The 19,105-nt window shown below is 69.4% G+C and carries 20 protein-coding genes; 10 read left to right on the forward strand and 10 right to left on the reverse strand.

Features of this window, described 5'->3' with window-relative positions:
- Positions 1-34: 34 nt before the first annotated feature.
- The 7 genes from ncot_RS16880 to ncot_RS16910 form a co-directional block, all read right to left on the reverse strand.
- Positions 35-742 (reverse strand): LrgB family protein, encoded by a 708-nt coding sequence (locus ncot_RS16880; protein ID WP_206065027.1) that lies wholly within the window; start codon positions 740-742, stop codon positions 35-37.
- The gene (locus tag ncot_RS16885; protein WP_168618648.1) at positions 739-1,101 is read right to left on the reverse strand and encodes a CidA/LrgA family protein; all 363 of its coding nucleotides are present in this window, start codon (positions 1,099-1,101) and stop codon (positions 739-741) included. Before ncot_RS16885 ends, ncot_RS16880 begins: the two co-directional genes overlap by 4 nt.
- A 28-nt stretch (positions 1,102-1,129) precedes the next feature.
- A complete protein-coding gene (locus tag ncot_RS16890) occupies positions 1,130-1,732 on the reverse strand; it encodes a flavin reductase family protein (RefSeq protein WP_240937947.1) in 603 nt (200 codons plus the stop codon).
- A gap of 15 nt (positions 1,733-1,747) precedes the next feature.
- Positions 1,748-2,347 (reverse strand): hypothetical protein, encoded by a 600-nt coding sequence (locus ncot_RS16895; RefSeq protein WP_168618650.1) that lies wholly within the window; start codon positions 2,345-2,347, stop codon positions 1,748-1,750.
- 79 nt (positions 2,348-2,426) lie between these two features.
- Complete coding sequence (locus tag ncot_RS16900) at positions 2,427-3,284, reverse strand: dioxygenase (RefSeq protein WP_168618651.1); 858 nt, start codon at positions 3,282-3,284, stop codon at positions 2,427-2,429.
- A 34-nt stretch (positions 3,285-3,318) separates the two neighbouring features.
- The gene (locus tag ncot_RS16905; protein WP_168618652.1) at positions 3,319-4,905 is read right to left on the reverse strand and encodes a 4-hydroxyphenylacetate 3-hydroxylase N-terminal domain-containing protein; all 1,587 of its coding nucleotides are present in this window, start codon (positions 4,903-4,905) and stop codon (positions 3,319-3,321) included.
- Between the two features lie 48 nt (positions 4,906-4,953).
- Positions 4,954-5,520 (reverse strand): flavin reductase family protein, encoded by a 567-nt coding sequence (locus ncot_RS16910; RefSeq protein WP_168618653.1) that lies wholly within the window; start codon positions 5,518-5,520, stop codon positions 4,954-4,956.
- Positions 5,521-5,661: 141 nt separating this feature from the next.
- Between ncot_RS16910 and ncot_RS16915 the strand changes: the two genes are divergently transcribed.
- Positions 5,662-6,492, forward strand: coding sequence for an IclR family transcriptional regulator C-terminal domain-containing protein (locus ncot_RS16915; RefSeq protein WP_206065028.1), 831 nt, complete (start codon positions 5,662-5,664; stop codon positions 6,490-6,492).
- 9 nt (positions 6,493-6,501) lie between these two features.
- On the opposite strand, the gene ncot_RS16920 is transcribed toward ncot_RS16915, so the two are convergent.
- Positions 6,502-7,395 (reverse strand): LysR substrate-binding domain-containing protein, encoded by an 894-nt coding sequence (locus tag ncot_RS16920; RefSeq protein WP_168618654.1) that lies wholly within the window; start codon positions 7,393-7,395, stop codon positions 6,502-6,504.
- Positions 7,396-7,474: 79 nt separating this feature from the next.
- On the opposite strand from ncot_RS16920, the gene ncot_RS16925 reads away from it, so the two are divergent.
- The 6 genes from ncot_RS16925 to ncot_RS16950 all read left to right on the forward strand — a co-directional run bounded on the left by ncot_RS16925 (position 7,475) and on the right by ncot_RS16950 (position 12,859).
- The gene (locus ncot_RS16925; protein WP_168618655.1) at positions 7,475-8,716 is read left to right on the forward strand and encodes an acetyl-CoA C-acetyltransferase; all 1,242 of its coding nucleotides are present in this window, start codon (positions 7,475-7,477) and stop codon (positions 8,714-8,716) included.
- A complete protein-coding gene (gene pcaD, locus ncot_RS16930; RefSeq protein ID WP_168618656.1) occupies positions 8,713-9,501 on the forward strand; it encodes a 3-oxoadipate enol-lactonase in 789 nt (262 codons plus the stop codon). The genes ncot_RS16925 and pcaD overlap by 4 nt, the downstream gene beginning before the upstream one ends.
- On the forward strand, positions 9,498-10,280 hold the full coding sequence (locus ncot_RS16935) for a CoA transferase subunit A (protein WP_168618657.1): 783 nt from the start codon (positions 9,498-9,500) through the stop codon (positions 10,278-10,280). The genes pcaD and ncot_RS16935 overlap by 4 nt, the downstream gene beginning before the upstream one ends.
- A 1-nt stretch (position 10,281) precedes the next feature.
- Complete coding sequence (locus tag ncot_RS16940) at positions 10,282-10,929, forward strand: 3-oxoacid CoA-transferase subunit B (RefSeq protein ID WP_168618658.1); 648 nt, start codon at positions 10,282-10,284, stop codon at positions 10,927-10,929.
- Between the two features lie 104 nt (positions 10,930-11,033).
- Positions 11,034-11,810, forward strand: a complete 777-nt coding sequence (locus tag ncot_RS16945; protein ID WP_168618659.1) for an SDR family oxidoreductase — start codon at positions 11,034-11,036, stop codon at positions 11,808-11,810.
- Positions 11,807-12,859: an S-adenosylmethionine:tRNA ribosyltransferase-isomerase gene (locus tag ncot_RS16950; RefSeq protein ID WP_168618660.1), complete on the forward strand. Its 1,053-nt coding sequence runs from the start codon at positions 11,807-11,809 to the stop codon at positions 12,857-12,859. The genes ncot_RS16945 and ncot_RS16950 overlap by 4 nt, the downstream gene beginning before the upstream one ends.
- A 132-nt stretch (positions 12,860-12,991) precedes the next feature.
- Here ncot_RS16950 and catC read toward each other — a convergent pair whose 3' ends face one another.
- Together catC and catA are read right to left on the reverse strand one after the other, a co-directional pair.
- Positions 12,992-13,276, reverse strand: a complete 285-nt coding sequence (gene catC / locus ncot_RS16955; RefSeq protein WP_168618661.1) for a muconolactone Delta-isomerase — start codon at positions 13,274-13,276, stop codon at positions 12,992-12,994.
- A 1-nt stretch (position 13,277) separates the two neighbouring features.
- Positions 13,278-14,132, reverse strand: coding sequence for a catechol 1,2-dioxygenase (catA, locus tag ncot_RS16960; RefSeq protein WP_168618662.1), 855 nt, complete (start codon positions 14,130-14,132; stop codon positions 13,278-13,280).
- A 231-nt stretch (positions 14,133-14,363) separates the two neighbouring features.
- Here catA and benA point away from each other — a divergent pair, with 231 nt between their 5' ends.
- From benA to benC, 3 genes are read left to right on the forward strand one after another with little or no spacing between them, the layout of a single operon-like run.
- On the forward strand, positions 14,364-15,743 hold the full coding sequence (benA, locus tag ncot_RS16965; RefSeq protein WP_168618663.1) for a benzoate 1,2-dioxygenase large subunit: 1,380 nt from the start codon (positions 14,364-14,366) through the stop codon (positions 15,741-15,743).
- 11 nt (positions 15,744-15,754) lie between these two features.
- Positions 15,755-16,273 (forward strand): benzoate 1,2-dioxygenase small subunit, encoded by a 519-nt coding sequence (benB, locus tag ncot_RS16970; protein ID WP_168618664.1) that lies wholly within the window; start codon positions 15,755-15,757, stop codon positions 16,271-16,273.
- 21 nt (positions 16,274-16,294) lie between these two features.
- Entirely contained in the window at positions 16,295-19,105 is a 2,811-nt protein-coding gene (benC, locus tag ncot_RS16975) for a benzoate 1,2-dioxygenase electron transfer component BenC (protein ID WP_168618665.1), read from the forward strand.

Below are 19,105 nucleotides of genomic sequence, written 5' to 3' on the forward strand. Positions count from 1 at the left end.
AGTTACCGCCGGGTCCGGTTCGTGCGGAGGGCGCTCATCCCAGCAGGTGGATGACGACGGGCACCAGGATGCTGGTGGCCAAGGCGGTGAGTCCCATCGAGAGCCCGGAGAAGGCTCCCTCGACCGGGTCCTCGTGCAACGCCCTGGAGGTGCCGATGCCGTGCGAGACCGAACCGATCGCCAGGCCGCGCGCCCGTGGATCGCGCACCCGGAGCAGGTTGAGCAGGGTCGGTCCGAGCACGGCGCCCATCATCCCGGCGACCACGGTGAAGACGGCGACCAGGGAGGCGTTCCCGCCCACGTGCTCGGTCACGGAGATGGCGATCGGCGTGGTGGCGGACTTGGCGGCGATGGTCAGCTCCAGCTCGCGACCGCCACCCAGGGCCCGCGCCAGCAGGACACCACCCCCGATGGAGACCAGGGCCCCCACCGGGATGGCCACCAGCATCGGCAGCGCCAGCTCCTTGAGGTGGTGGGCCTGATGGTGCAGCGGCACGGCCAGGGCCACCGTGGCGGGGCCGAGCAGGAACGCGATGATCGATCCTCCGGCCAGGTACTGGTCGTAGGAGACGTCGAGAGCCCACATGACCAGGCCGACGACGATGATCGCCACGAGCACCGGCTGCGCGAGCGGGTGGTTGCGGCTGATCCGCTTCACCTCGAGGCCGACCTTGTAGGCCGCGACCGTCACGAAGACGCCCAGCAGCGGCGTGCTGCGCACGTGGTCGAGGAGCTCGCTCACGACGTCGTCCCCGGCTCGGAGCTGCGTCGGCTGAGGAGCACGACGAGTCCCGCGACCGTGGCCAGACCCGCCAGCCAGGAGATCACCAGCGCACCGGCGATGGGGAGGGCCTCGTCGCGGACGGCACCCAGGTAGACCACGATGCCGACACCGGGTGGGACGAACAGCAGCTGCAGGTGGCGCAGCAGCCTGTCCGAGGTCTGCAGCAGCCCGGAGTCCGCGTACGGGCGCCGGACCTGGAGCACGATGAACAGCAGCACCATCCCGATCACCGGCCCCGGCAGCGGAAGATGCAGGCCTTCGGCCAGGACCTCACCGACCAGCTGGCACCCGAGGAGCCACAACATCCCGTTCAGCACGGCGGTCACCCTACGCGCGAGACGTGGCTCACCCCGACGGCGGCTCGAGGGGACGTTCCAGGGAGACGACCTCGGGTGGCAACCCCCACTCGGAGCCCCCGAGGCGCGAGAGCGGACGCAACGCGGCCATCGTGGGCACGCCGTCGACCAGGGCGTCCTCGCTGATCGAGAACGACACCACCCTGCCCAGCACGAGCGTGCAGGAGCCCACCTCGACGGTGGAGTGGAGGACGCACTCGATCGCGGCCGGCGCACCCGCGACCCTGGGCGGTGCCACTCGGTCGCTGGGCTCCATCGCGATGCCCAGCGCGGCGGCCTCGTCGACGTCGGCACCGTAGGGAGCGCTGGACTGGTTGACCGCATCCATCTGCGGCTCGCTGGCCAGGTTGACCACGAACTCCCCCGTGGCCCGCACGTTGCGCAACGTGTCCTTGGCGCCGACCGAGGTGAACTGGACGACCGGCGGCCGGTTGCTGGCCACGGTGAAGAACGAGTGCGGCGCCAGGTTGGCCACACCGTCCGCCCCGAGGCTCGAGACCCAGGCGATCGGCCGCGGCACGACCAGGGCAGTCAGCAGCCGGTAGGGATTGACGTCGGGGTCGTCGGTGGAGAAGGCACGGCGCGTGTTCACGGAACCCAGCATGACTCAGGCGGTGGCACTCAGGAGACGGGAGTCGTGACGACCGAGCAGCCGACCGGCGGTTTCCACGTCGCCGGCGGCGAGCAGTCGACGTACTTCCGTGGAGGAACAGGTGTGCTCGCCCACCCGCACCAGGTCGAGGGCGTCGACGCTGAAGCCGTGCCAGGCGCCGGCGGCGCGCAGGTAGTCGACGTCGCCGGCACCGCCGCGGCCGCACCGGAAGTTGCTGCCGACCACCAACGTGCGGATCCCCAGCCGCGCGACCAACCCGTCGGCGACGAAGGACTCGGCGGGAGTGGCCGCGGTGGCCCGGGTGAAGGGCAGGACCACGACACCGTCGACGCCCTGGGCGAGAGCCAGCTGGACCCGGTCGTCGACGCTGAGCAGTGCGCGCGGCGCTCGCTCGGGGCAGGTCACCAGCAGGGGATGCGGGTCGAAGGTGACCAGGATGGCGGGCAGGCGCAGCCGCGCCCCGGTCTCGACGGCACGCCTGACGAGCGCCTGGTGACCGCGGTGGAAGCCGTCGAAGACACCCATCGTCACCACCGAGCCGTGGGGGTCGGTCTCGGGCCGGGTGGGCCAGTCGTGCCACGTCTGCGTCTGCATGGTGCTCACCTTCCTGGGGGGTTGGAGTCCGCGGGGCCGTGGTCAGTGGGGTGGGCGCACGGCCCCGCGGATGCTGGGGTCAGCCGCGCTCGAGCTCGAAGTCGTAGGTCGAGCGGCGCACGCCGGTGCCGTCGTCCTGCGGGTCGAGGACCAGCTCGGGCTTGGTCGCCTCGGCGACGTCGGAGTCGAGGTACTCGCCACCGGCGAAGTAGAGCTGCGTGGTGACGGTGCGGTGCCCCTCGGCGCGCACCTGGATGTGCAGGTGCGCGGGACGCCACGGGTGCCACCCGGAGGCCTCGATCAGCTGCCCGGTCGGCCCGTCGTGCGGGATCATGTAGGGCGCGGGCTGGATCGTGTCGATGGCGAACCGGCCCTCCTCGTCGGTCACCACGACGCCGCGGAGGTTGCCGTCCGGCACGTGCGGGGCGAAGCCTGAGTAGTAGCCGTCGGAGTCCGCGTGCCAGATGTCCACCTCGGAGCCGGCCAACGGGGTGCCGTCGATGTCACGGACCTGGCCCTCGAGGACCAGCGGGGTGCCGACCTCGTCGTCTCGCCGCGGCAGCTTGCACGTCGCGCCCAGCTTGACCTGGTCGGGCTGGTAGTAGGGCCCGAGGATGGATCCCTTGGTGCCCTTCTGCGAGCTGGCGACCTGCTCCTCCACGGCGTGCTCGACGAACACGTCCATGAACAACGGCCACTCGCCACCTTCGCCGACCTCCATGAGCCAGGCCTTCGCAGCATTGAACTCTGCGTAGTTGACGTCGTACTCCTTGATCGCCTCGTGCACGCCCTTGAGGACGGCGGTGACGATCGCGGCGACCCGCTCCGGCGGGGTGTCGGCCAGGTCGGCAGCCGAGGCCGTCGATGCGGCCTTGAAGTTCGCGCTGGCGTTGGCGCCGGCACCCCTGGCAGTGGGTGAGTCCTGAACTGCAGTCATCTCCTGTGCTCCTGTCTTGACTGGTGGCGCCGAGTCACCGGTTGATGATCTTGCTGACGTCGGTGGGGTTGACCAGGTCGGGGACCGTCCAGCCGTCGAGGTCGTACTCGCCGAGGAACGAGTCGGCGAAGTCGGTCATCCTCGCGCTCTCGCCCTGGGCCTCGGCGGCGAAGAGGATCTCGGCCTTCACGTTCTCGTGGTTGCCGGAGTAGTTGCGCTCGTAGAGCTCGTGGCGACCGCCGAACTCGGTGCCGACGGAGTCCCACAGGGCCTTCATCACCTTGGTGCGGTCGACGGCGTCGTAGCCGTTGGAGCCGCGGACGTACTTGTCGAGGTAGGGCCGGACCTCGGGAGTCTTGAAGTCCACCGCGTTGGAGTTGAGGTAGATCAGGCCCGAGGCGACGTCCTGCTGGATGATCTCCTTGACCCGGGGGTACATCTCGATCATCAGCTGGCGGTAGACCATGCCGTAGTCGAGCTTGGGCAGGGCCATGCCACCGGGGCCCTGGTCAGGGTTGGCAGCCATCGCGTCGGCCAGCGCACGGAAGGTGTTGCGGTAGCCGATGACCTCACCGACGCGGGTCTGCACGCCGCGGAAGTCCTTGGTGCCGGTGGCCTCGAGTGCCTTGAGCAGCAGTCCGGCGATGAACTCCAGCTTGGTGGCCAGTCGGATGCAGCCGTGGAAGGTGAAGCGGTGGAAGAAGCCGGTCTGCATGGCGAAGCCGTTGATCTTGTCGACGTCGCCGTAGACGAAGATGTTCTCCCAGGGCACCAGCACCTTGTCGAAGACGAAGATGGTGTCGTTCTCGTCCATCCGGCTCGACAGGGGGTAGTCGAAGGGGCTGCCCAGGGTGTCGGCCTGCATGCCGTACGACGGTCGGCAGATGAGCTTCACACCGGGCGCGTCCATCGGGACGGTGCAGACCAGCGCGTACTCCTTCTTGCGGATCGGGAGGCCGTAGTGCGCGATGAAGTTGTAGTTGGTGATCGCCGAGCCGGTGGCCACGACCTTCGCACCGGAGACGATGACGCCGGCGTCGGTCTCCTTCTCGACCTTCATGAACACGTCGCCCACCTCGTCCGGCGGCAGGTTGCGGTCGACCGGCGGGTTGATGATCGCGTGGTTCCAGTAGAGGACCTTCTCCTGGCTCTCCTTGTACCAACGCTTCGCGTTCTCCTGGTAGGGCGAGTAGAACTCCGTGTTCCCGCCCAGCGTGCCGAGGAAGCTGCCCTTGTAGTCGGGGGAACGACCCATCCAGCCCCAGGTCTTGCGGGCCCAGGTCTCGATCGCCTTGCGGTCGGCCTGCAGGTCCTCGGAGGTCTTCGGGGTCTTGAAGAAGGGGTGGGTCCAGCCGCCGTTGCCGGTGTCGGTCGGCACCCAGACGTCCTTCTTGAGCTGCTCGTCGTGCAGTGAGTCGTAGAGCCGGGCGGTCATCCGGATCGGGTTGCGGAAGGCCGGGTGCTCGGTCACGTCCTTGACCCGCTCGCCGTAGATCCAGATCTCGCGGTCGTCCTTGAGCGAGTCGATGTAGTCCTGGCCGTTCATCGGCTGGGTGGCAGTGGGAGCCTCCGGAGCCTCGAACGTCTCGGTCGTGTCGGTGGTGTCCGTCGTGGTGGTCATCTGCTTCTCCTTGTGCGGGGTCTGGTGGGGGTTGTCGGTCGCGGCGGGTCAGGCGTGGGTGGACTCGACCAGGGGGCGGAAGCTGTCGGCGTCGAACCAGCCGCTGGTGGGGCAGTCGATCGAGCCGCCCCAGTGGATGCCGGGAGCGGCATCGTGCTCGGCGCTGAGGTAGCGGAACTGGCCGCCGTGGAACAGCAGCGGGTCCCGATCGGTGGTCTCGATGGCCTCGACCTCGCCGATGACGATGAGGTGGTCACCGCCGTCGTAGGTGCGCCAGGCCCGGCACGAGATCGTCGTGGCGGTTCCTTCGAGGACCGGCGCCGTCGGCCCGTCCACCCAGGCAGGCGCCTGATCGGCAGGGCGGCCGGCGAAGTGCCAGGCGACGTCGACCTGGTCCGCAGCCAGGATGTTGATCGCGAACGGTCGACCGTCCAGGAACTGGCAGGCCTTCGAGTTGCGTCCCAGGGTCACCTGGGCCAGTGGCGGATCGAGCGACACGGCGGTGAAGGCGTTGACCGTGGCACCGTGCGGCTCCTCCTCCTCGTTGCGGCAGGTCACCACGGTGACGCCGGTCGCGAACCGACCGAACGCGTCCCGCAGCTGTCGGGTATCCATCTCGTCCACCTCCGGTGTACGCTTTGCGTACGGTCTGCACGCTTTGCGTTCATCACCACAGTGGTGCAGCTCACAGACGGCGTCAACGGGTGGAATCACCTGTTTTGATACCCGTTCGACAGGAATTCGGAGGTTCCGCAGATGAGTCAGCCGCCCATCGCCGGCAGCGACCGTGACCACATCCAGAGCATCGAGCGCGGCTTCGCCGTGCTGCTCACCTTCGACGAGGAGTCGCCCTCCCCCACGGCGTCCGAGGTGGCCGAGCGCACCGGGCTGTCGCGCCCCGCCGTACGCCGCATCCTGCTCACGCTGCAGAACCTCGGCTATGTCCGGGCGGAGGGACAACGCTGGCGACTCTCCCCGCGCGTGCTGACGATCGGGCAGCACTTCGCCGCCACCAACAGCATCATCGAGGTCACCCAGCCGCACCTGCTCCGCGTGGCCGAGCGCACCGGCGAGTCCGCCTCCCTCGCCCAGCTCGACGGGGTCGACGTCATCTACGTCGCGCGCGTGCACGCCCGTCGAGTGCTCAGCCTCAACGTCGACATCGGCACCCGGCTGCCGGCCCACGCCACGTCCATGGGTCGCGTGCTCACCGCGTGGGCCGGCAGCGACGTGGTCGACCGCGTCATCAACGAGGGCGGCCTGCCGGCGCTCACCAGCCGCACGATCACGGACCCGATCGTCTTCCGGGACACGCTCCACCAGGTGCGCACCGAAGGGTTCGCCATCGTCGACGGGGAGCTGGAGGAGGGCTTCCTCTCCGCCGCCGTGCCGGTCCGGGACGCCAAGGGGTCCGTGATCGCGGCGATCGCCTACTCGACGTCTCGCGCCCGGAGCACGCCGGAGGAGGTGCAGGAGGAGGTCCTGCCCCTCCTGCGCGAGGTCGCGCTCGACATCGGCCACGACTTGGCCGTCCTCGGCGACCGGCCGCGCGTGCTGGCACTCAGCGCACGCAACACGTTCACCTGAGCCGGCTGCTCAGGCGTCGGGGTCGGCCAGCGAGATCCGCAGCTGCTCGAGCACCCGGTCGACCGCCGGCGTGCGGCGCTCGGGATGCCAGCCGATGGCGAGCTCGACCGACGTCTTCTCCGCCAGCGGCCGGAACGTCACGCCGGCCAGCTGCAACGCACCAACCGACTCCGGCACCATCGCCACACCGAGCCCGGCCGCCACGAAGACCACCAGGGTCGAGGTCTCGGCGGCCTGCACGGCCGTGTGCGGGCTGAACCCCGCTCGCTGGCAGGCGGCGAGCACCGTGTCGTGCAGGACGGACCGGTGCTCGGACGGGTAGGTGACGAACGGCTCGTCACGCAGGTCGCCCACGCTGACCACCTCGGCCTCGGCCAGCGGGTGCTGCGAGGAGAGCGCCACGACGAGCGGCTCGCGTCGCACCACCTCCACCACCAGGTCCTGGTGCGGCACCGGCGTCCGCATCAGCGCAACGTCGATCGTCCCGTCACGCAGCGCGTGGACCTGCTCGGGCGTCAGCATCTCGCCCTTCACCTCGCACTCGACGTCGGGCAGGGTCGCGCGCAGGTGGCGGGCCAGCTTCGGGAGCAGGGAGTACGTCGCCGAGCCGATGAAGCCGATCGAGACCCGGCCCACCTCCCCGGCGGCCACCCGACCGGCCTCGACCCCCGCCTGGTCGACGGCGGCGAGCACGGCGCGGGTCCGCTCGAGGTAGCGAGCACCAGCAGGGGTGAGCGCGACCTGACGCGTCGTACGGGTGAACAGGGCAACGCCCAGCTCCGCCTCCAGCTGGCGGATCTGCTGCGACAACGGTGGCTGGGCCATGTGCAGGCGCTCGGCAGCCCGGCCGAAGTGCAGCTCCTCCGCGACTGCCAGGAAGTAGCGCAGATGACGTAGTTCCATATCCCCACCATATGAGTGATCGTGGAATGGATATCTTCAACCTATGGAAGTCTCGGCGTCAACTTCCTAGATTGGAGACATGCCCCCAGCCAACGCCGCGAACAACGCAAGCGACATCGTCATCTGCGAGCCGGTACGCACGCCCGTGGGCGCCTTCGGTGGCGCCTTCTCGGACGTGGAGGTCACCGAGCTCGCCACCACGGTCCTGACCGAGCTCGTCCGACGCACCGGACTCGGCGAGGGTGACGTCGACGACGTCATCCTCGGCCAGTGCTACCCCAACGGTGAGGCCCCCGCGCTGGGCCGCATCGCCGCGCTCGATGCCGGCCTCGGCACCGGGGTCCCCGGGCTGCAGATCGACCGGCGCTGCGGCTCTGGTCTGCAGGCGGTGCTCTTCGCCGCCGCCCAGGTCACCACCGGCGCGGCCAAGGTCGTCGTGGCCGGCGGCGCCGAGTCGATGTCCCGGGCCGAGCACTACGCGCTCGGACTGCGCCAGGGCATCAAGGGCGACGGGGTCGAGATGATGAGCCGCCTGGCCCGTGGACGGGTCACGGCCGGCGGCAAGCTGCACCCGGTGCCCGGCGGCATGATCGAGACCGCCGAGAACGTCCGTCGCGACCACGGCATCACCCGCGAGGCCCAGGACGAGCTGGCGTTCCGGTCCCAGCAGAACTGGAAGGCCGCCCAGGACGCCGGCCGCTTCGCGGACGAGATCGTCCCCGTGACCGTCCCCGGCAAGCGCGGCCGGCCCGACACCATCGTCGACGTCGACGAGCACCCGCGCCCCGACACCAGCCTCGAGAAGCTGGCCGGGCTGCGCCCGATCCGCGGCGCGGTCGATGCCGGGGCCACCGTCACCGCCGGCAACGCCAGCGGCCAGAACGACGGCGCTGCCATGTGCATCGTCACCACCCGCGAGGAGGCCGAACGCCGCGGGCTCGACGCCTTCCTGACCCTCCGCTCCTGGGCGGTCGCCGGCGTCGGCCCCGAGGTGATGGGTATCGGCCCGGTCCCCTCGACGGCGGCGGCCCTCGAGCGCGCCGGCCTCCGGCTGGGCGACCTCGACCTGATCGAGCTCAACGAGGCCTTCGCCGCCCAGGTGCTCGGCTGCTTGGTCGAGATGGGGATCAAGGCCGACGACGAGCGACTCAACGTCAACGGCTCCGGCATCTCGCTGGGACACCCGGTCGGGGCGACCGGCGGCCGGATCCTCGCCACCATGGCGCGCGAGATGCGCCGCCGCGAGGCGACGTACGGCCTGGAGACCATGTGCATAGGCGGGGGCCAAGGCCTCGCCGCGATCTTTGAGGCGGTCCGATGACTGAGAACCACGCAACCACGCTGCACCACGAGATCATCGTCGGCCCGGAGGGCGCACCCACGGTCGTGCTCTCCAACTCCCTCGGCTCCACGTTGCACATGTGGGACCGCAACGTCGACGAGCTCTCGAAGCACTTCACCGTCGTGCGCTACGACACCCGCGGCCACGGGAAGTCTCCCGCGGTCGAGGGCGGCGCCCACCTCGACGACCTCTGCGACGACGTGATCGGCCTGCTCGACGACCTCGGTCTCGACAAGGTGCACTTCGTCGGGCTCTCCCTCGGCGGCATGACCGGCATGCGCCTGGGCGCCCGCAACCCGGAGCGCATCGCCGGCCTCGTCGTGCTGTGCACCTCCCCCTACCTGGGCCCCGCGTCGAACTGGCACGACCGCGCCGCACTGGTGCGGGCCGAGGGCACCGGCGCGGTCGCGGAGGCCGTCGTCGACCGGTGGTACTCCCCCGGCTTCCTGGCCTCCGAGGACGAGCGGGTCCGCGAGGCACGCAATGTCGTCGCCAGCACGCCGTCCGAGGGGTACGCCGCATGCTGCGAGGCGATCGCGACGATGGACCTGCGCGACGAGCTCGCCACCATCACCGCACCCACGCTGGCGATCGCCGGTGCGGACGACCCGTCCACGCCTCCCCCACACCTCGAGGGCATCGCCGACGCGGTCCAGGACGGGCGGCTGCTGGTCGTGCCGGACTCGGCCCACCTCGCCAACGACGAGCAACCGGCCACCGTGACCCCCGCGATCATCGAGCACCTGCAAGGAGTCCCAGCATGAGCGTTCCCCTCGACAAGGTGGTCGGCTCGGCCGCCGAAGCCGTCGCCGACATCAGGTCCGGCAGCCAGGTCGCCGTCGGCGGGTTCGGCCTGGCCGGCATCCCGTGGTTCCTCATCGAGGCGCTCCTCGAGCAGGGCGCGGACGAGCTGGGCGTCGTCTCGAACAACTGCGGCGTCGACGGTGCCGGCCTCGGACTGCTCCTCGAGTCCCGTCGGATCAACCGCGTGATCGCGTCCTACGTCGGCGAGAACAAGGAGTTCGCCCGTCAGTACCTCGCCGGCGAGCTCGAGGTCGAGCTCACCCCGCAGGGCACCCTCGCGGAGCGCATGCGTGCCGGCGGCGCCGGCATCGGGGCCTTCTTCACGCCCACCGGCGTCGGCACTGCGGTCGCCGAGGGCGGGCTGCCGTGGCGCTACCACCCCGACGGCTCCATCGCGGTCGCCTCACCTCCCAAGGAGACCCGCACCTTCCACGGTCGCGAGATGGTGCTCGAGGAGTCCATCGAGGCCGACGTCGCCCTGGTCCGGGCGGCCGTCGCGGACCGGCACGGAAACCTGCGCTTCAACAAGTCGGCACAGAACTTCAACCCGGCCGTGGCCATGTGCGGACGCCTCACGATCGTCGAGGCCGAACGCGTCGTCGAGCCGGGTGAGATCGATCCCGATGACGTCCACGTCCCGGGTGTCTTCGTCGACCGCGTGGTCGGGCTGACGCCGGAACAGGCTTCCCGCAAGCGGATCGAGAAGCCCACCACCACGCCGCGACCGGAAGGCAAGTGAGATGACCGAGACCTCTGTGAGCACGGGCTGGAACCACGACGAGATGGCCGCGCGGGCGGCCGGCGAGCTCTCTGACGGACAGTACGTCAACCTCGGCATCGGCATGCCCACCCTGATCCCGGGCCACCTGCCCGCCGACTCGTCGGTGGTGCTGCACGCCGAGAACGGCATCCTCGGTGTCGGGCCGTACCCCTTCGAGGAGGACCTCGACCCCGACCTGATCAATGCCGGCAAGGAGACCGTCACGACCAGGGCCGGGGCATCGTTCTTCGACTCGCCCACCAGCTTCGCGATGATCCGTGGCGCGCATCTCGACGTCGCCGTGCTCGGTGGCATGCAGGTCTCCGTGACGGGCGACCTGGCCAACTGGATGGTGCCCGGCAAGATGGTCAAGGGCATGGGCGGCGCCATGGACCTGGTCCACGGCGCGAAGAAGGTGATCGTGCTGATGGACCACACCACGCGCGACGGGGGCGCCAAGCTGATGACCTCCTGCACGCTCCCGCTCACCGGGCGTGCCGTGGTGCAACGCGTGATCACCAACCTCGGCGTCTTCGACGTGGCCACCGCGTCGTTCAAGGTGGTCGAGCTGGCGCCCGGTGTCACCCAGGAGCAGGTCCGGGCCGCGACGGACGCCCCGCTGACCTGAGACGTCGACTCCCCGTCCGGGCCGACGTCCTCGTGGAGCGGGCCACGCACTCCTTCCACGAGGGCCCTTGACTTCAAGTTGACTTGAACTTGAAGACTGTGGCCATGACCACCAAACCCCACATCCAGCAGCCGTCCGACCAGCACCCTTCCGACCGGCACCCGTCCGACCGGCCCACGACACCGGTGGCCCTCGTCACCGGGGGGTCGACCGGTCTCGGCCGGAGCCTTGTCCACGTGCTCGCGGCCACCGGCTGGCGCGTGATCACCACGGCCCGGAATGCCGCCGAGCTGGAGGAGGCACACTCCGGCCGGGTCGGCATCACGGTGCGGCCGGGGGACCTCCGCTCCGCCGACCACCGTTCAGCCCTGGCCCAGACCGTTCGAGAACACGGCCGCCTCGACCTGCTCGTCCACAACGCCAGCGACCTGGGACCCACTCCCCTGCCACCCCTGGCCGACGTACGACCCGAGCAGCTGCACGACGTTCTCGAGGTGAACCTCGTCGCACCGATCGCGCTGACCTCGCTCCTGCTGCCCCTGCTGAGCCGGGACAACGGCGTGCTGCTCTCGCTCTCCTCGGACGCCGCCGTCGAGCACTACCCCGGGTGGGGTGCCTACGGCGCCTCCAAGGCCGCGCTCGACCACGCGACGCTCACCCTCGCGGCCGAGAACCAGCTCCGCGGCTATGCCGTCGACCCGGGTGACATGCGGACCCGGATGCACCAGGCGGCGTTCCCCGGGGAGGACATCTCCGACCGGCCCTCGCCGGAGTCGGTGGTCCCGCACCTGCTGGCCCTGATCCCCAGCGGCCTGGCGAGCGGTCGCTATCGCGCGGCCGACATCGACGCGTCCCTCCTGGTGGAAGGTGCCGCTCGATGACCGCGCTCAGGGACCAGCCACTCACCCGCTTCCCGACGCCCACGACTGCCCCCGCGCCTGCGGAGGCACGTGGCCTGCGACGCGACGAGGTCCGGCTGCTGGTCGCCCGTCCGGACGGTGTCACCCATGTCGCGTTCCACGAACTGCCGGAGCACCTCGCGCCCGGTGACCTGCTGGTGGTGAACGACTCCGCGACCGTCCCGGGCGAGATCGACACCGTCAGCGATCGCCTCGGCCCGGTCGTGCTGCACGTGGGCAGTGTCCTCGACGACGGCACCCGCCTGGTCGAGCTGCGCTCGGCGCCGGATGCCGCCGAGGTGATCCTGGGAGCTCGGGTCGGCGACGTCCTGCGCTGCGGTTCCGCCGAGCTGGAGCTGGTCTCGGCGCATGCCGGCGACGATTCGTCACCCACGGGGCTCGGCAATCGGCTCTGGAGGGCGCGGCCGACCGATGACCTCGACGCCGAGCTGGTCGCGAACGGCCGCCCGGTCGCCTACGGCCATCTCCACCACCGCTATCCGCTGGCGGACTACCAGACGATCTTCGGCTCACGCCCGGGCAGCGCGGAGATGCCGTCGGCCGGACGTCCCTTCAGCGAACGGGTCCTCACCCGCCTCGTGGCGCGGGGCGTGCTGGTCGCGACCGTCACCCTGCACACCGGTCTGTCCTCACAGGAGCTCGGCGAGTCCCCGGCCACGGAATGGTTCGAGGTGTCCGAGAGCACCGCCGACCTGGTCAACGCGACGCGTCGGCGCGGCGGCCGGGTCGTCGCCGTCGGCACCACGGTCACACGTGCCCTCGAGTCGGCCGTCGACACCGGCGGTCGCGTGGTTGCTGCATCCGGATGGACCGACCGGGTCATCTCGCCGCAGGCCCCGGCCCGGGTCGTGGACGGGCTGGTCACCGGCTGGCACGACCCCCGGGCCTCGCACCTGTTGCTGGTCGAGTCGGTGGCCGGCGCCGAGCTCACGCAGACGGCGTACGACGAGGCCTGGTCCGCGGGGTACCTGTGGCACGAGTTCGGGGACTCAGCACTCCTGCTCCCCTGACCCCACGCCGAGTCGGCACGTGTTCACGCAGACGAACGCCGAGTCGGCACGTGTTGACGAAGTTCTCGTCAACACGTGCCGACTCGGCGTGATTTCAGGTCAACTCGTGCCGACTCGGCGTCTGGGGTCAGGTCACGCCTTGATGTCGGACGGGTGGGTGGCCAGGGCGGTCACCTTGATGTCCATGTAGGGGAACAGCGGCAACCCGGAGAGCATGGCGTGCAGCTCGTCGGCGTCGGCCACGTCGAGGATCGAGATGTTGGAGTACTCCCCGGCGATGCGCCAGATGTGCGGCCACTTGCCCGCCTCCTGGAGATCCTGCGAGTACGCCTTCTCCCGGGCCACGATGTCGGCGCGGACGTCGGTATCGAGGTCGTGCGGGATCCGGACCACCATGTGTGCGTGGAAGAGCGCCATGTCAGGCGGGGTCCAGCACGAAGTCGTAGGTGGTCTGGTTGCCGTTGCCGGACTCGGCGGGCTGGATGTCGAGCAGCAGCTCGGGCTTGACGGCCGACGCGACGTCGTCGTCGTTGTGGGCGTCACCGGGGAAGTAGAGCTGGGTGGTGATCAGCTGCTTGCCCGGGGCCGAGACCTTGAGGTGCAGGTGAGCGGGGCGCCACGGGTGCCAGCCGGCCGCGGAGATCAGCTTGCCGCAGGAGCCGTCGGTCGGGATCTGGTAGGGCGCGGGCTGCATGGTGTTGATCCAGTAGCGACCCTCGTCGTCGGCGGTGATGGTGCCGCGCAGGTTCCACTCCGGGATGTTGGGCGCGAACTGCGAGTAGAACCCGTCCTCGTCCGCGTGCCACAGCTCGATCGTGGCGTTCGGGACCGGGGCTCCGGAGAGGTCGGTCACCTGGCCCTGGAAGAGCAGCGGCGTGCCCTTCTCGCCGTCACGCATGGGCATCGTGGCCTCGGCCGGGAGGGCCGGCGCTCCGGGCACGTAGTACGGACCCTCGATGGTGCCCTTGGAACCCTCGCGGTCCTCGTTGGCGACCTCTTCCACGACGTGCTCGACCCACACGTCGAGGAACAGCGGCCACTCGCCGTCCTGGCCGACGTTGATCAGCCACGCCTTCAGGGCGTTGTACTCGTCGTAGGTGACCTTGTGCTTGCGCACCGTCTCGTGGACTGCGTCCAGCACCTCGCGTGCAAGGAGGTCGACCCGCTCCTTGGGCGTGTTCTCGACGCCGACCAGCTTGTCGGTCTTGAAGCGCTCGGTCGCCGACGCGCCGGAGGCGGCTGCGGAGGCAGTTTCGGTCGCAGTGTTGCTCATTGCTCTTCCCTCAATTCCTGTGTGTGCGCATGCAGTCCGCCGACATGACGGGCATCACAACGTGCTCTCAGGCTAAGCCCGTGATTGGGACAACACAATGACTCGTTCCTCGGCAACAAAGACCTCCGAAGTCTCAATACCACCCTAGGTCAGACCTAGGCACTTGGCTGGTGTGAGCGGGGCCACGCCCGTGCCAGTGTCGATGGATCACCCGCTGATCTGGAGGAACCCATGAGCGACACCTTGGCGCACGTACGCGACACCCTCTCCAACGCGGTCGTCGACGACCGCGAGGCCGGCATCTACCGGGCCAACCGCAAGATCTTCACCGACGAGGAGATCTTCGAGCTCGAGATGAAGCACATCTTCGAGGGCAACTGGATCTACCTCGCGCACGAGAGCCAGGTGCCCAACGCCGGCGACTACTTCACGACGTACATGGGTCGGCAGCCGGTCGTGATCACCCGCGACAAGGACGGCGATCTGCACCTGCTGATCAACGCCTGTGCGCACCGCGGCGCGATGATCTGTCGCAAGAAGACCGACAACCGCACCACGCTGACCTGCCCCTTCCACGGGTGGACCTTCCGCAACGACGGCAGCCTGCTCAAGGTCAAGGACCCCGACGGCGCCGGCTACCCCGAGACGTTCAACACGAACGGCTCGCACAACATGACCAAGGTGCCCCGCTTCGAGAGCTACCGCGGGTTCCTGTTCGGCAGCCTCAACGACGACGTCACCACGCTCGCCGAGCACCTGGGCGACACCACCAAGGTCATCGACATGCTGGTCGACCAGTCCCCCGAGGGCCTCGAGGTGCTGCGCGGCTCCTCGACCTACACCTACGACGGCAACTGGAAGGTGCAGGCCGAGAACGGCGCCGACGGCTACCACGTCACCGCCACCCACTGGAACTACGCCGCCACCACCTCACGTCGTGACACCGGCGAGTCCGCCAACGCCACCAAGACGCTGGACGCCGGCAGCTGGGGCAAGTCCGGTGGCGGCTACTGGTCCTACCCCAACGGCCACCTGTGCCTGTGGACCTGGGCCGGCAACCCGCAGGACCGCCCGCTGTGGGACCAGATGGACCTGCTCAAGGAGAAGTACGGCGACGCCAAGGGCGAGTTCATGGTCAAGGGCTCGCGCAACCTGTGCCTCTACCCGAACGTCTACCTGATGGACCAGTTCTCCACCCAGATCCGGCACTTCCGTCCCATCTCGACCGACCAGACCGAGGTGACGATCTACTGCATCGCCCCCAAGGGCGAGAGCAAGGAGTCGCGTGCCTGGCGGATCCGCCAGTACGAGGACTTCTTCAACGCCTCCGGCATGGCCACCCCCGACGACCTGGAGGAGTTCCGCTCCTGCCAGCTCACCTTCCAGGCCACCAAGGCACCGTGGAACGACATGAGCCGCGGGGCCGAGCACTGGCTGACCGGGCCCGACGAGGTGGCCGAGGCACTCGACATGCCCGGCGTCATCTCGGCCGGCCTCAAGAACGAGGACGAGGGTCTCTACCCCGTCCAGCACGGCTACTGGCGCGACGTGATGGTCGCCGCCGTGGATGCCGAAGAAGCCGCAGCAGCCACCCGTTCGAACCAGGCGTGAGGAGAACCGCAATGACCACCACCGACACCGAGGGCACCAAGCTCATCACGCAGAATGCCATCGAGCAGTTCCTCTACCGCGAAGCGCGCCACCTCGACGACCGCGAGTTCGAGAAGTGGCTCGAGTGCTACGCGGACGACTGCGAGTACTGGATGCCTGCCTGGGACGACAACGACAACCTCACCGAGGACCCCCAGACCGACATCTCGCTCATCTACTACGCCAACAAGGGTGGCCTGGAGGACCGCATCTTCCGGATCCGCACCGAGCGCTCCAGCGCGACGTCCATCCCCGAGCCGCGCACCAGCCACAACATCAGCAACGTCGAGGTCATCGAGCGTCGCGGCGACATCGTCGACATCCGGTTCAACTGGCACACGATGTACTTCCGCTACAAGACGATCGACCCCTACTACGGGACGTCCTTCTACACGATCGACTTCTCCGGCGAGCAGCCGTTGATCCGCCGCAAGACCGTGGTGCTCAAGAACGACTACATCCACCACGTCGTCGACGTGTACCACTTCTGAGACGCACCCGGAAGGACTCCCATGAGCCAGCAGGCTGCCACCAAGCCCACCCATCAGGTGGCGCTGTCGTTCGAGGACGGCGTCACCCGCTTCATCACCGTCGCCGAGGGCCAGACCGTCGCCGATGCGTCCTACCGCCACCGCATCAACATCCCCTTGGACTGCCGGGACGGCGCCTGTGGGACGTGCAAGGCGTTCTGCGAGTCGGGTGAGTACGACGGGGGCACCTACATCGAGGACGCCCTCACCGAGGACGAGGCCGAGAAGGGATACGTGCTGCCCTGCAGCATGAAGGCGAAGTCCGACCTCGTGCTCCAGATCGCCAGCACCTCGGCGGTCGCGAAGACCAGCGCGGCGACCTACACCGCGAAGATGTCGCGCCTCGAGCGCCTCTCCGACAGCACCGTCTCCTTCACCCTGGAGATCCCGGACCGCGACAAGCTGGCATTCCTCCCGGGACAGTACGTCAACCTCGCCGTCCCGGGCACGGACGAGACCCGGTCCTACTCCTTCAGCAACTCGCCGGACGAGTCCGGGCTCTCCTTCCTGGTCAAGCTCACCCCGGGTGGGTTGATGTCGGAGCACCTGGCCAACAACGCCGCCGTCGGTGACGAGATGACCTTCACCGGCCCCAACGGCAGCTTCTTCCTGCGCGAGTCCGACCGTCCGCTGCTGCTGCTGGCCGGTGGCACCGGGCTGGCGCCGATCCTGGCGATCCTGCGCACGCTTCGTGACACCGGGAGCGAGCGAGCCGTGCACCTGGTCTACGGGGTCAGCAACGACACCGACCTGGTCGAGCTCGAGACCCTGGGCGAGCTGGCCGGTGCGCTGCCCAACCTCACCTGGGACCACTGCGTCTCCGACCCGGAGAGCACGGCCGCGAACAAGGGCTTCGTGATGAGCCTGATCCGCGACGAGCACCTCCACGGCGGCGACCTCGCGGTCTACGTCTGCGGCCCGCCGCCGATGGTGGAGGCGGTGCGCACGCACTTCAGTGACGAGGGGGTGGAGCCCACCGGGTTCTACTACGAGAAGTTCGCCCTCTCGGGCACGCCTCCCAAGGAGACCCCGGTGGTCGAGGAGGTTGCGCAGCCACCGTCTCGAAACCAGGTCTCCGGTGGTTCCGAGACGGTTCCCGAGGAGGCGAGCGACGAGCCGTCTCGAAGGCCGGGCGCCAGCGCGCCCTCCTCAACCACCGGCACCGCCGCCGAACCCGTCGAGTCCGCCGAGGTGGCCCCCGCGGTCGCGTCCAACCGCATCGCCGGACAGGAGATCTTCCCGGCCCGCGACGTGGCACCGCTGCACGCCGCTGCCCCAGGGCGTACGCCGGACGAGGACGCCGCTGCTGCCCGCAGCATCGCCGGCCAGCAGGTTGCCAGGGCCGGCGCCGAAGGACCCGTCACCCCGTTCGTCGCCGGCGATGACCAGGAGCTGCTGGTCTCCGGTGCCCGCGGGATCGCGGGGCAGGAGATGTTCGGCAGCCGCGACACCGAGCCGCTCCACGAGCCCGTCGCGGCACCCGAGGCTGCTGCACAGGAAGCGGAGGAGACCGCTCCCGGTGCCTACGAGATCGGCGAGGAGCACCCCTCGGTGCACGAGTCCGACGCGATCTTCGAGGCACGCGCCGCGCTCGAGCTCGGTGCCCTGGAGCTGGTGATCGGCCGGCTCTCCTCGCGCCAGGTCACCGGCTACCGGCTGCTGGCCGAGGCCACGGTTCCCTACGTCGACGGTGACCGCTTCGTCGACGCGGCGGCGTACACCGAGACCAACGCTGCCTTCCACGACTACCTCTTCACCCTGACCGGCAACGAGCACCTGTTGCAGGCCTACCAGGCACTGGGCGTGAAGGGGCACATGGAGGACGTGCTGCGTCGCGCCACCTGGTGCCACCCGAGCTGCACGCAGGACCACCTCGACATCGTCGACGCGATCGAGGCCGGCGACCGGGTGGCCGCCCGCACGCTGATCGCCGACCACGCCGAGCGGTCGAAGCAGACCACCCGCCGGGCCATGGACGAGGCACGCCAGCGGGCACTGCCGAAGTTCATCACCCCGGGTCGCTTCGACCACAAGGTCGTCGTGGTCACCGGTGCGGCCCAGGGAATCGGCGAGCAGACCGCCCGCCGGATCAGCGCCGAGGGCGGATCGGTCGTGCTGGTCGACCGTGCCGAGATCGTGAACGAGCTCGCCGAGGAGCTGGGCAGCGCCGCTCGCCCGGCCCACGCCGTGATCGCCGACCTGGAGACGTGGGACGGCGCATCCTCGGTCGTCGAGGCAGCGATCGCCCGATTCGGGCGCATCGACGTGCTGATCAACAACGTCGGCGGCGCGATCAACTTCAAGCCGTTCACCGAGTTCACCGACGCCGAGATCCGCGCGGAGCTCGACAGGTCCCTGCTGACCACGCTGTTCAGCTGTCGGGCGGCGCTGCCGTCGATGGTCGAGCGGGGCCGCGGCGTGATCGTGAACGTCTCCTCGGCGGCCACCCGGGGCATCCACCGGATCCCCTACTCGGCGGCCAAGGGCGGCATCAACGCGATCACCGCGTCGCTGGCCCTGGAGTATGCCGATGCCGGGATCCGCGTCGTCGCGACCGCGCCCGGGGGCACCGAGGCGCCCCCGCGCCGCATCTCCCGCGGCACTCCGGCCGCGGAGACCGAGCAGGAGCAGGCCTGGTTCCAGGCCCACATCGACCAGACCCTCGGGTCGTCGTTGATGGGGCGCTACGGAACCCTCGACGAGCAGGCCGCGGCGATCACCTTCCTCGCCTCCGACGAAGCGGCCTACATCACCGGCACGACGCTCCCCGTCGCTGGCGGGGACCTCGGCTGA

Source organism: Nocardioides sp. JQ2195, from assembly GCF_012272695.1.
Lineage (GTDB): Bacteria > Actinomycetota > Actinomycetes > Propionibacteriales > Nocardioidaceae > Nocardioides.